Raw genomic sequence first — 12983 nt, 5'->3', positions numbered from 1 at the left:
CTGTCCGTGCTGCAGGGCTTAACTCCGCGCTCTATTCGTTTGCTCGTCCGCCGGCGGGTGTCCACAACCTGGCGGAGCATGCGGACCTTTTTTGAACCTTCCTGAAATGGACGATACACACATGCAACGTGTTTTTTCGGGCGCACAGCCCACCGGTAACCTTCATCTTGGCAACTATCTGGGTGCAATCCGTAACTGGGTTCCCCTTCAGAACGACTTTGAATGCATCTATTGTGTCGTCGATATGCATGCCATCACCGTGTGGCAAGACCCGACCGAACTGCGCGCCAACATCCGCGAACTTGCTGCCAGCATGATTGCGTCGGGCATTGATCCGGAAAAACACATTCTGTTTAACCAAAGCCAGGTTTCAGCCCATGCCGAACTGGCGTGGATATTTAACTGTGTGGCCCGTATCGGCTGGTTGAACCGCATGACCCAGTTCAAGGAAAAGGCTGGCAAACACCGTGAAAACGCCTCGCTGGGCCTGTATGCCTATCCCAGCCTGATGGCGGCTGATATTCTGGCCTATAAGGCCACCCATGTACCGGTTGGCGAAGACCAGAAACAACACCTTGAACTGACCCGCGACATCGCGATCAAATTCAACAATGACTTTAATGCCGAAGGCTTCTTTCCCACCCCCGAGCCCCTCATTCTGGGACCGGCAACACGGGTAATGTCGCTGCGCGACGGAACAAAAAAAATGTCCAAATCCGATACCTCGGATATGGCCCGTATCAACATGACGGATGATGCCGATACGCTATCTAAAAAAATTCGCAAGGCCAAAACCGATGCCGAGCCACTGCCGTCCGAAGCAGAAGGCCTGGAAGGACGCCCGGAGGCCCGCAATCTGGTCACCATTTATGCAGCACTGCTTGAAAAACCGGTGGCCGATGTGCTGGCCGAACATGGCGGCACACAGTTTTCCGGCTTTAAACAGGCCCTGACCGACGTTGTGGTGGAAAAACTGGCCCCGATCACCGAAGAAATGGCCCGTCTGAAAAATGACACTGCCTATATCGATGCGTCCCTTGCCAAAGGTGCCGAACGCGCCAATGCCATCGCCCAGCCGATCCTGCGCGAGGTCAAGGAAGTGGTTGGCTTTCTCAACAGCTGATTGATCCGCATCCTAAAGTCAAAGGCCCGGTCCCGGTGAAAGGGAGCGGGCCTTTTTTTATGTTGGAATTACGCGCACTTTGACTTCTGGCAACACAGATCAATCATACCAATGTTCGTTGATCATAAACAGTTGCCGGAACCCTTGCCTTTCACAGCACAGGCCGTTCTGTGACATTGCGCCTGATCAGATCGAACCCGAAGCTTTTTGCTGCTTTTGCATGGCCTGATATTTTTGCAAACCATCCATCATGGTCTGACTAAACCATGCCCCGACCGGCGCCTCGCCAGCATTATGCTGTTCGGCTTCCTGCACAAGCGGGTGTTCGGCAAGCGGATCGGTGGGTGTTGCAGTGCTGGCAGATGTGGCAGATGCCCGTGCCGGTTCGTTGCGGCTGGCAACCGGGCGGCTATCATTGTGTGACTGCGGCCTGGTGTTCCGATTTGTCGCAGTATCCGCCGCCTGGGTTACAGGGCCAAGCCCCAGGGCCGCATTAAACCGGGCCGCCATTTCGGCGGCTGATAATACCGGCCCACCCGCCGTTTCATCGCTGGCAACCGCATCAGTCATCATTGCCGGATGTACATTTGCAGCAAAATCATCCTGTTTCGAGCGTGCCTTAATCAGTTCACCCTGAATTTCGGTGCCAAAAACCGGGCCGGAAACACGACCGGTATTTTCCGCCCGCTGCCATACTGTGGCACCTTTATCGTGATTAACATGCACATTTCCAGACAGCCTTGATGAGGATGTTACCGGGTCGCGCTGTGCCACCAGTTTGGAGGCGTAATCACTGTGCCCGGCCCGGGCCAGGGTAACGGCAAGTTCTGCCGGGTCGGCGTCGCTGGCGGCCTGGGTTGCTGCATCTTCAAATGAAGATCCCGAACGGGGGTTTTGCAATGGCGAGGCAGAATTATTTGCCCCCGAAAAAGGCATCCCGGCAGAAAATGCCGCCTGACTTGCCGCAGATACCGGGGTTGCCCCGATATTTTGGGCTATATTTTCGGAAACCGGGGTGGCGCCGCCAAAGGGCAATGTCTGATTATTGGCCTGTTCTGTACCAGTTTGGCTATCGGCCATAACCGATGCCATCGACGTATCGCCAGTTGACCACGGCAATACCAAACCATTTGCACTGGCAACCCCACCCATACCAGCTGCCGATTCGGCGCCATTTTTCGCACCATATGGCCCGTTATCGTTTTGGACGACTGCGGTTCCGGCCGCAGGGGCAGCGTCGCTGTCATCCCCTTCAAACAGGGCCAGAACATGCTCGCCGGTATCAGCCCCGGTCGTACCATCGACAACGGCATCAATTGCCGCCCCGGCCAGGCCAAAAATGCCACCGAAAAGGCCGCCACCGACAACACGGGCCGCATTTCCCATTTCATCGCCGGTCAATTCGCGATACAGCGCGCCGACAACAGGAATATGTTGCAGCGGATTAATCACATCAATGATGTCACCAAAATCAAAGCCATCATCACCAAACAGAAAACTGGCAAAACCACCGGATTCACCTTCTTTTGCTGTTTCTGGCGTGGTCGCACCGGCCCTGGCTGCACCTTGCTGTGCGCCATTTGCCGTTTGTGCCCCCACACCGGGCGATATTTGCCGCCAATCTGCACCTATCGACATCGCGATCCTCCTCTTGCCAAAGGATATGCAACCCTGATGCCAAATCGTATTGTTCGACGAATTTTTTCAAAACCGGTGAGAAACTGAAACGCCCGAAGCCCGTAAGAATGCCGACAAAACAATTGCCCAACATACAAAAATGCCCCGACAAAAGTGCCGGGGCAGAAATAATTTAGCTCGATACGTTACCCCAAACCAGGCGGAACCAGCCCTTAAAACAAATGACCGGCCCGTTCTTTTTTGGTTTTCAGGTAAAAAGCATTATGGCCATTGGACGGAAATTTATGAGGGACCCGTTCGCTCACTTTTACCCCCCAGCTTTCCAACCCGCGCAGCTTTTCGGGATTATTGGTTAAAATCCGCACCGATGAAAAACCAAGCTGACGCAACATTTCGGCTGCCGGGCGATATACCCGTTCATCGGCATCGAACCCAAGTTCTTCGTTGGCATCAAGCGTATCAAAACCCCGGTCCTGCAAGGCATAGGCCCGCAATTTATTGACCAGGCCAATCCCGCGGCCTTCCTGGCGCAAATACAAAACAATACCGCCTTTGCCGCTGGCCGATATTTCAGCGATGGCACCGCGCAATTGCGGGCCGCAATCGCATCGTAATGACCCGATCAAATCGCCTGTAAAACATTCCGAATGCAAACGTACCAGCACCGGTGCATCGGCGGCAGGTTCATCAATAATAATCGCAATATGCTCCTGCCCGCCATCGGCCGGGCGAAAGGCCACAACACGGGCATTTTCGGCATTTTCCAGCGGCACACGTGCTTCGCTTACCTGGCGCAGGGACCCGGCGGCGGCATCTTCATAGCCGTTTACCGATTCTGCAGCCAAAACCAGCAGATTTTCGCGGGCGGCAAAATCATCAACTTTTGCCGGATCAACCGGCACGGTCACAATGGCGGGTAACAAACGCGCCAGCTTTGCCAGCCGAATGGCAGCATCTTCGCCCGTTTGTGTTTTGCGCCAGGTTGCAACCGGTTTTTCAACCATATCAAGCAACGGATTGGCCCAAACACCCAAAGCAAGGCTGTCGACCTCGGCATGATTTTGCGGCTGCAAGGCGCAAAAGCCATTTTCAGCGTCAACATGGCCCAGCGCCCGGGCGCGTACACGCGGCAGCACCAGGGCAATACCGGCTGCATTTAACGCAATGACACGCAAACGTTCCAACCCGTGATCAGACAGGGGTTCGGTTGCAATGGCGGCAATCGCCGTTTTGTCAGACCGGATCAGGATCATTTCGCCACGGCGCAAATCGGCAACGGCACGGGAAACCGAAATCAGCTCGGTTGTTGAAATTTCGGATCGGGCCGAAATGCTGTTGGGCGAGGTCATCGTCATACTTAATTTTATTACCGATTTAGGGTCAAAGCGATCACAACATCGCGATCAGGCCGGTATGGGGCTGGATCATTCGTTCGTCAATGTCTAAAGCCAAAACAGTTTGTTCTTGAAAAAGTGACGATTAGAGTGTGAGACTTGTTTATATTGCAAATAGGCAACGCGCACCTAATTGCCACAAAAAAGAACAGGGCCTGAATATAGACCGAATTTAGGGACCAGCAAGGGATGGCAATGACGACAGGAAAACAGGTTTTAGTGGTTGAAGATGACGCAGCGTTAAGCCAGTCACTCACCGAACAACTTCGCCTGCATGAAGAATTTGATTGCGTTGTTGCCCATAGCGGCCAGGAAGCGCTTGAGGCGGTTAAAGACAACTATTTTGACGTCATTCTGCTTGATGTTGGCCTGCCCGATATTGATGGCCGCGACGTGTGCAAACTCATGCGCCGCGCCGGGGTGAAATCGCCCGTTATCATGCTGACCGGGGCCAATAGCGATTCTGATACCATTTTAGGGCTCGAATCGGGTGCAAATGATTATGTCACCAAGCCGTTCCGCCTGAATGTGTTGCTGGCCCGGATCCGCGCCCATATTCGCCAGCATGAACAAAGCGAAGATGCCGTTTTTGCCATCGGCCCTTACAGCTTTCAGCCCAGTGCCAAAATTCTGGTAGAAACAGCCACGGAAAAGAAAATCCGCCTAACGGAAAAAGAAACCTCGATCCTGAAATTTCTGTTCCGGGCGGGCGACAAACCGGTTTCACGTGAAACCCTGCTTGATGAAGTCTGGGGATATAACGCCGGGGTAACGACCCATACCCTGGAGACCCATGTATATCGGTTACGGCAAAAAATAGAAAAAGATCCGTCAAGTGCGACCATTCTGGTAACCGAACCAGGTGGCTATAAACTGGTCCCCTAATGGTCATATCGATCAGTATTGATAGACATGCTGGCGTCACATTGCCTTCAACATAGCCTAAAATAATTACAGGATAACAATGGTGCATTGTTATCCTGTTTTTGTTGCCGTGTTCTGACAAATGAAAAACGTCATCACAAAATAATCGCAACAGCGTCTTTAGATCTTGGCCATGATTCCATCATGTCACCCAATAGAACATTTCAACCTTGGGCGCTTTTACAAAAAGCATGAAATACGAACGATTCCTGATAGATTTAACGCCCGAATCACGGGTTTTTATCGTTTTTTCCCAAAAACCAGCCATTTTAATCGATATTATAGGCGCGATGCCCAAAAATTGCCGTTCCAACCCGGATATGAGTCGCTCCAAGACGAATTGCGCTCTCGTAATCGCCACTCATCCCCATGCTCCGAACTTTTAAACCATGACGGTCGGCAATTTTGCCCAACAAGGTAAAATATGGCGCAGGTTCTTCATCAACAGGGGGAATGCACATCAGGCCTGTCACCGGCAATTTTAAATCTTCAATACATTCGCGAATAAAATCATCCGCATCTTCCGGGGCGATGCCAGCTTTTTGCGGTTCGCAACCAATATTGATCTGAATATAAAGGTCGGGGCAGTGGCCGGTTTCATCACGCAAACGGGCAAATGTTTTTGCCAGCTTGGGCCTGTCCAGGGTTTCAATGACATCAAACAACGCGATTGCCTCGCGCGCCTTATTGCTTTGAAGCGGGCCAATCAGATGTAGCTCAACATCCTGGTAATCCTGCTTCAATAACGGCCATTTTTCAGCGGCTTCCTGCACGCGGTTTTCGCCAAATATCCGGCGCCCGGCTTCAAGCGCCCCGCGCACATGGTCCGCCTCATGGGTTTTACTTACACAAACTAGGGTAACCTCACGGCTATCACGCCCAACAACAGTCGCAGCCTGATCGATATTTTCCTGAATACGGGCAAGATTGGCAGCGATATCGACATCGCCAGATGAAACGCTATGATCGCTCATGATATGCGAGATATCCTGGTTAAGTGCCCAAAGAAGGACGTTACAACGCAATGGAGCCCAACCTAGCAAAACTTGCCCGGCAACTCAATTTACGTAACGCCGATAGCCCCCCTCTCCTTCGGTCCCTGCCTGCTGTCATACTCATGACCGACGATCATCGCCTTGCCGATCCCATACCTGCGCTTGCCAGGCTTCCTTTACGCAGCATGGTTATTTACCGGCATTATAACCATCCTGATCGCGATAAACTTGCATGGCAGGTTCGACAGGCATGCCGTAAATATGGCCATCTGTTTTTTGTATCGGCGGATATAGCGCTCGCAACTCGCATTGCCGCACATGGCCTGCATTTACCCGACCGTGCACAATCACACCTCCGCCATGCGCTTCAAACCGCACAATCATGTGGCCTTATGGTCAGTGCATCAGTTCATGGTCTGTCACAGCTTAATTGGTTACGGGTCTTTGCCGATAATATTGATGCTGTAATTATTTCACCGGCCTTTGCCACCCAAAGCCATCCAGGGGCCAAACATTTATCACACCAGGTATTTAACCAACTTGCCTGCCTTGCCTATCGGGCCGGGATTGCACCCTACGCATTGGGCGGCATTAATTATAAACATTTGCTGCAACTTAAATCCGCCCCCATTTCCGGCATTGCCGGAATTGGCTTTGCCACCTAAATTGGCTTTGGCTGTGATATAGACCATAGCCGAACATTAATATCCGCCGGTTTTCCCGATTTCTGCCGTTCCAAGGATCGTTACTTTGGCATCCACATCCCTGCATTTGTCTCGCGCCCGTTTTACCCGTTTCAAGACGAAGCAGCCCTTCGAATTTGGCCTGCCCAATGTTGCAGCCAATATCCGCCAAAAATCCGATGGCAGTGCCAGTTATTTAACCCGGGTGTCATCCCTTTTGCGCCAGCAAATCCTGCCTAAGGCTGCATCGGTTAAAATTGTCTCAGACACCATTCATCTGGATGTGCTGCCGCGTGATCACTGGCAACATCCTTTTAACCGCAAACGCATATTATTTTTAATACCGGCCGATGCCCTGGGCGATTGTGTTGGTATGACGATGTTTTTACGCGCTTTTCAGGTAACCTATCCGACTTGCAAAATAGGTTTGCTAAATACCGGCAGCGCCAGCGACATCTTCGCCAGCTTGACGAATATTGAAATCTTTCAGCTTTTCATTTCCGCCAATCAGCTTAAACGGTTTGATATGCTGATTGATTTGTCTGAAATGGCAGGCTGGAAAGATATCGCAACGGCACCGGTTGATTGTGAAGGTGTACTATGTCGCGAATTTGCAATACCGCCTGTGCCTGAACCAGTGCCGGCACGACCAACAACTGAAAAGTTGCGAATCGGCATTTTACCAATGGCTTCCTCACCGCTTCGCACGCTGCCGCCGCAATTTGTCGCGAAAACGATATCGGCAATTACCGATCAGGCCAGCGATATCTCGGTTGTCCTTAATGCCTATCAGGGCGTCAAGGACGCGTATAAGTCCGCCATTGGACCGCTCCCGACAACGATAAACCTGATCGACGGCTTTAAAACAATTGCCGATCTTATGTCGTTCATTGGCACGTGCGATTACGTTATTGTTGCTGACAGCGGCCCGGCCCATATCACCAAACTTTATGGTATTCCGGGAATCGGCGTTTATACCTCGGCATCACCGACGGTGCTGCATGGCAGATTTACCAATATTACAGCATGGCAAAGTGATTATCACGGTGACTATTGCTCGACCCCTTGTGGGCTTGCCAAACTGCATGCGACCGAAAACGGCGAAATCGGCTGCATGGGCAGCCTTAAAACATCGCGTGAAAAGCTTGTTGCCTTGCCATCCCGTCGTGATCCGGCGCTTGTCCAGCGTCTTTCAACTGTTCAACCCGTACCATGTGTCAGCCACCTCGTAGCAACATATGAACGGTTTAAAATATCCCTTACCGCAGATATCGCTGCCCGCTGCCATAGCTGATCTGTTGTTAAAAATCATTTTTTATGGATAGCCACTCGGCCCACGTCGCATAGCTGATAATATCGTTCAAAAAAAAAGAGGGCGCCAAAGGCACCCTCTTTCTCGCGATTGCTGATCGTCAACTTGATTAGAAGTCGAGACGCAGACCAGTAACAGCACCGTAGCCGTCATTGTCAGCTGCAGAATTGTTATTGTCGTCATCAAACCAGAAGATCGATGATTTCCATGCAACGCCAGCGCCGAGCTGATAAGCAAGACCAAGGTCAACCGTGCTGATTTCGCCGGTATTGCTCGGAGAAATGCCATTGCTCATAGCTGAGGTCGAACGGTTACCATAATCGGAGTATGCATAGGTCAAGGAAACCTTGGCTGCATCCATTGCGTAAGCAACGCCGATGTCATAGGTGTCGGTTTCATCACCAGCGGTCTGGCGATCATTTACACCGTAATCGTCTTCGATGTGGCCCCAGGAACCGCCAACGGTGAAGTTGCCAAAGCCAACATTCGCACCAAGACCATACCAGTTACCCTGACCTTTGTGTTCGCCAACAGCGGACAGGCCAAGTGCAACACCGTCAAAATCATGATCAAAGGTCAAACCGGCAGAAACAACCGGCAGGCCTTCGGTCGTGGTCTGACCAAGGTTACCACCCGTACCACCAGCATTTTTCGACTTGTCGCTATCGGTGTAGGAAACACCGGCGCGGAAGCCACCCATAACCGGGGTGAAATAGGTGATTTTGGGATCATCGCCGTCGCTCGGAACGGTATCAGGCAGATAAGCGTCAACCCAGTTGGTCAAATCGCCATCGTTGACGCCAACCGGGCCAACTGCCGGTGCAGTGATGCCCATGTCGTCAGCTGCGCCGTCATCTTCACCCAATTTGATCTGACCGAATGAACCATTGACATACAGGTACTGTTCGTCAATCTGGTCGCCAGAGGTTTCGCCTTCGAGTTCTACCACAGCGCCAACTTCGATGCCGTTATCAAGAGTGGTCGAACCTTTGAAGTGAATTTCGGTATCGGACTGAAAAGCATTTTTGTTATCAAATGCATCATCCTGCGAGGTGATACCGGCCCACTGTTCCATGTAACCACCAACCGAAAGTTTAATTTTTTCGGATGCGCTGGCAGATACGGCGAAACCGGAAACGGCGACAAGTGCCGTGGTCGCAACAAGAATCTTTTTCATCTTTTCCCTCATTGAAAACAAACGCTGTTGGCGTTGGTTAGCAGAACATTTTTCTGTTTGCTGAAGACTAATTAATCCAACAAATGACCGTCGGTCAATTGAAAGGAGCTATCGACGTGATCTTTTTGCCGGATGCGTGATAAAAAAATCACAGTCATGTCTCCTCATGAACCTATTCCGTCCTTATGCAACAAGAATTCGCCTTGTTGCCACCGCTCACGAAATACAACTATGCCAATTTAATGACCAATGGTCATTTTGTTGTCACATTTAATTTTGGATCCGTAAGCCAGATTAAGATTAGCTATTGGAGAAAAGTGCTCTGGCGCAGATTTAGCGGCTACTCAACATATGAAGCCCTAAGCACCTGCCAACATAGAAGCTACGCATGCGCCAAAAATTAAATAGTGCTGGAAACAAGCCTCGCTGTAACCCTTGCCATCACAAAATGGCAACACAGATTTCAGATCCTAACGAGGTTGAGAGCACCTCAAACACTAACAGATTTCGCGCACCAAATAACGAAAGACGATGTTGTCGATCAATATCGATACTGACGAACTATAATTAAATTACAAAAAAAGAAGGGAGCGAAAACGCTCCCTTCTCAATTCGTTCAACTAATCGGAGGATTAGAAGGACAATTTAATACCGGTAACTGCACCGTAGCCATCATTTTCGTTAGCTGCAGTGTTACTATCGCTGTTGAACCAGAAGATCGAGGTCTTCCAATCAACACCGGCGCCGAGAGCATATGCCAAGCCGAGGTCAACAGTGTCAACATCGTTGCCATCGGTGCCATCGGTGCTTTCGCCGTGAGCATAAGACAACGAAACGGAAGCTGCGTCCATTGCGTAAGCTACGCCGATGTCAAAACCGGTGGTATCATCACCATTCGGGGTTCCGTCTTCGGTGAAGCCAAATTCTTTGTCTTTCTGGCCATAAGAAGCGCCAACGGTGAAGTTACCAAAGCCAAGGTTGGTACCAAGGCTAAACCATTCGCCTTCACCCTGGTGTTCACCAACAGCCGACAGGCCGAGTGAGAAACCATCGAAGTCGCCGTTATATTCAAGACCAGCAGAAACAACTTCATTACCACCAGTGGTGGTGTCAGCATTTTCAGATGCCGAAGAGTCAGCATAAGAAATACCAGCACGGAAACCACCGAGAACCGGGGTGTAGTAGGTGACGCGCTTGTAGTCGCCGCCATCCCAAACAGTGTCAGCAAGATTCGAGGAGACCCAGTTGGTCAAATCGCCGTCGTTTACGCCAACCGGGCCAACTGCCGGTGCAGTGATACCCATGTCAGCAGCTGCGCCGTCTTCCTGGCCCAGTTTGATCTGGCCGAAAGAACCGTTGATGTACAGGTACTGTTCGTCAACCATCGAAGAAGAGCTTTCGCCTTCGAGTTCGATTGCTGCACCAACTTCAATACCGTTATCAAGGGTGGTCGAACCTTTGAAGTGGATTTCGGTGTCGGACTGGAAAGCATTTTTGTTGTCAAATGCATCGTCCTGGGAGGCAATGCCTGCCCACTGTTCCATATAACCGCCAACCGACAGTTTAATTTTTTCAGAGGCCTGTGCCTGGCCTGCAACTGCAACAGCAACGAGTGCGCTGGTAGCAATAAGAATCTTTTTCATCTTTTCCCTCAACGTCTTCTTCAACCCGCTTAAGCGGTTATTTGAAGTGTGAACGACAATTATGGTGTCGCCCGGTTCGACGCTATGGAGCCAGCATTTTGCCCCCCCGTCAACCAAACTGTGGCGACAATGTAACATTTTTGGGGACCCGTGGCAAAAAGGACACACTTGTTTTCTTTGCCCTCCTCGCAATTGCTGCTTATAGTGCGCTCAGCATTGCCATTGACTGATCAGAAGGCCGCACAAAGTGACTGTTTCCAAATTAAAATTGATTGCCGCTTGCACCCTAGTTTCAGCGCTTGCTGCTTGCAGTGGCGCATCGCAGTCAGACTATGACAATTACCCCGGTTCAGCACCTGGCAACGAACGCATCCTGGGCCGGTCGGCCACGCGCGCCGATATGAAAAAACAGGGAGGTGTGTTTGGTGATGAAGGCCTGAACATTTTTGGCAGTGACAGTAAAAAACAGCAAGGCGGTACAGGTATCGGTGTAAACAGCTTTTTGTGGCGTGCTACGCTCGATACGCTGTCTTTCATGCCGCTGAACTCTGCTGATCCTTTTGGTGGCGTCATCATTACCGACTGGTACAGCCCGGCTGAAACGCCAAATGAACGGTTCAAGATTACCGGATATATTCTGGGTGTTGCCTTGCGTTCAGATGCGGTCAAGGTTGCCATCTTCCGCCAGGTTCGCGCCGGTGGCAATGAATGGGCAGATGCCGTTGTTGATCCGAAAACCGTGACTGCAATGGAAGATTCGATTTTAACACGCGCCCGCCAGTTGCGTATCGATAGCGCCAGCAATCAGTAAATAGTACCAATGTGCTTAACTGGTGCAGACACCCGGTATACCTCACCAACATACAATCCCCATTCGCTTAATCGCCGATGGGGATTGTTTTTGTCCGAGAAAAAGCATGAAACACCGGCAGCCTTAACCGCCGGAAGTGATCGTAAAAGCGACACTTCAAGAAACTTTCGTGAAAACCTTGGCTTTCACATCCAGAACAATCTGGTTCAAATACCCTGTTTATTATCAGCAACGAATAGCCTTGACCTTGCGGGCAAACCGCCATCGCATCATCGTCAGGATAATATTGTCGGCCCGATCATTTTGCACGATGGCATAACCGATATCCCAACCCTGATAGACGAGGTGGGAATCGACATTGTGACCCTGGCCGTATTATCAGACGTACCGTTGCACCGTCCGCGCCGCCTTGAACTTGAAGATCTGGTCAGCCAATGGCGCTGGTTACGCCAGGTTTGGCAATTTTTCTGTCAGACTAAAGTCGACAATTCTCACCATATCAGCTCGAATGAAGCAGACCTTGTTACGGCAAGGTCTGCTAATATTGTTCGTGAAATCAGCCAGGCTCGATACAACATCGCGATTGCCGACATGCGCGCCATGTTTCAGGGTTTGAAAAAAGCACCTGATAATTGCAACGAACCAGATCAATTGCAGTTTCTATACCTGATGCGTTTGTTTTGCCCTTACATCGGGCATGAATTATTGTATCGCTATGGATTAGTCGAAAAGCCTGACCAATCGGAGTCCTGAAACGATGTTACTGCGTCCTATCATGTCATTATTTCTTTGTCTGGCAGTACCATCTCTGGGTGCATGCGGATTTCACCCGCTTTATGCACAAAATCAGGCCAATGAAACAACTTCGGATGTCTTATCCAGGATAAAAATCGATTTAATCGAAAACCGTGTCGGACAATTAACCAGAAGCGTCCTGCTGGAAAACCTTACGCCAAAAGGTGCTCCGGTAAATGCGGAATATGAATTGGTCGTCGACTTAAACGAAACCACAAACGATCTTGGCTTCACCAAAGCAAATGAAGCCACCATTTCCGACTATATTCTGTCCGGAAATTACAAACTGATCCGGATTTCCGACACCAAAATTATACGTAGCGGCACATTGCGCGCACGAACCAGCTTTAACCTTGTTCAATCTGATTTTGCCAGCCTGGAAGCCGAAGCAACCGCCCGCGAAGATGCGGCACGTAATCTGGCACGGCAAATTTCAAATCAGGTTGTAATTGGCGTCAACAATGCTGAATAAATTCAGTTCCGTAATT

General features: G+C 50.6%; 12 protein-coding genes. 7 read left to right on the top strand and 5 right to left on the bottom strand.

Annotated elements, in window-relative coordinates:
* The first annotated feature begins 121 nt into the window (after window positions 1-121).
* Window positions 122-1123 (top strand): tryptophan--tRNA ligase, encoded by a 1002-nt coding sequence (gene trpS, locus J4E05_RS10290; RefSeq protein WP_085587300.1) that lies wholly within the window; start codon window positions 122-124, stop codon window positions 1121-1123.
* A gap of 186 nt (window positions 1124-1309) precedes the next feature.
* On the opposite strand, the gene J4E05_RS10285 is transcribed toward trpS, so the two are convergent.
* Complete coding sequence (locus J4E05_RS10285; protein WP_349595107.1) at window positions 1310-2761, bottom strand: hypothetical protein; 1452 nt, start codon at window positions 2759-2761, stop codon at window positions 1310-1312.
* A 212-nt stretch (window positions 2762-2973) separates the two neighbouring features.
* Window positions 2974-4110 carry a GTP cyclohydrolase II gene (ribA, locus tag J4E05_RS10280; RefSeq protein WP_085587699.1) on the bottom strand — a complete coding sequence of 379 codons (1137 nt, stop codon included), beginning with the start codon at window positions 4108-4110 and terminating at the stop codon, window positions 2974-2976.
* Window positions 4111-4350: 240 nt separating this feature from the next.
* Between ribA and J4E05_RS10275 the strand changes: the two genes are divergently transcribed.
* Window positions 4351-5040, top strand: coding sequence for a response regulator transcription factor (locus tag J4E05_RS10275; protein WP_085587302.1), 690 nt, complete (start codon window positions 4351-4353; stop codon window positions 5038-5040).
* Window positions 5041-5348: 308 nt separating this feature from the next.
* Here the strand turns inward: J4E05_RS10275 and J4E05_RS10270 are convergent, their stop codons facing one another.
* Window positions 5349-6053: a YggS family pyridoxal phosphate-dependent enzyme gene (locus J4E05_RS10270; RefSeq protein ID WP_349595103.1), complete on the bottom strand. Its 705-nt coding sequence runs from the start codon at window positions 6051-6053 to the stop codon at window positions 5349-5351.
* Between the two features lie 143 nt (window positions 6054-6196).
* Here J4E05_RS10270 and J4E05_RS10265 point away from each other — a divergent pair, with 143 nt between their 5' ends.
* Window positions 6197-6739 carry a thiamine phosphate synthase gene (locus J4E05_RS10265; RefSeq protein WP_349595100.1) on the top strand — a complete coding sequence of 181 codons (543 nt, stop codon included), beginning with the start codon at window positions 6197-6199 and terminating at the stop codon, window positions 6737-6739.
* Between the two features lie 85 nt (window positions 6740-6824).
* A complete protein-coding gene (locus J4E05_RS10260) occupies window positions 6825-8051 on the top strand; it encodes a glycosyltransferase family 9 protein (RefSeq protein ID WP_349595097.1) in 1227 nt (408 codons plus the stop codon).
* 127 nt (window positions 8052-8178) lie between these two features.
* On the opposite strand, the gene J4E05_RS10255 is transcribed toward J4E05_RS10260, so the two are convergent.
* Together J4E05_RS10255 and J4E05_RS10250 are read right to left on the bottom strand one after the other, a co-directional pair.
* A complete protein-coding gene (locus J4E05_RS10255; protein WP_349595095.1) occupies window positions 8179-9246 on the bottom strand; it encodes a porin in 1068 nt (355 codons plus the stop codon).
* Window positions 9247-9878: 632 nt separating this feature from the next.
* Window positions 9879-10889, bottom strand: coding sequence for a porin (locus J4E05_RS10250; protein WP_349595092.1), 1011 nt, complete (start codon window positions 10887-10889; stop codon window positions 9879-9881).
* Between the two features lie 247 nt (window positions 10890-11136).
* Between J4E05_RS10250 and J4E05_RS10245 the strand changes: the two genes are divergently transcribed.
* The 3 genes from J4E05_RS10245 (at window position 11137) to J4E05_RS10235 (ending at window position 12967) form a co-directional block, all read left to right on the top strand.
* Window positions 11137-11700: a DUF3576 domain-containing protein gene (locus tag J4E05_RS10245; protein WP_349595089.1), complete on the top strand. Its 564-nt coding sequence runs from the start codon at window positions 11137-11139 to the stop codon at window positions 11698-11700.
* Between the two features lie 360 nt (window positions 11701-12060).
* Window positions 12061-12453, top strand: coding sequence for a hypothetical protein (locus J4E05_RS10240; protein WP_349595086.1), 393 nt, complete (start codon window positions 12061-12063; stop codon window positions 12451-12453).
* A gap of 232 nt (window positions 12454-12685) precedes the next feature.
* Window positions 12686-12967 carry a hypothetical protein gene (locus J4E05_RS10235; protein WP_349595083.1) on the top strand — a complete coding sequence of 94 codons (282 nt, stop codon included), beginning with the start codon at window positions 12686-12688 and terminating at the stop codon, window positions 12965-12967.
* Window positions 12968-12983: the final 16 nt, after the last annotated feature.

Source organism: Thalassospira sp. NFXS8 (assembly GCF_040148805.1).
Lineage (GTDB): Bacteria > Pseudomonadota > Alphaproteobacteria > Rhodospirillales > Thalassospiraceae > Thalassospira.
This window is presented reverse-complemented; position numbering and strand designations above follow the sequence as displayed.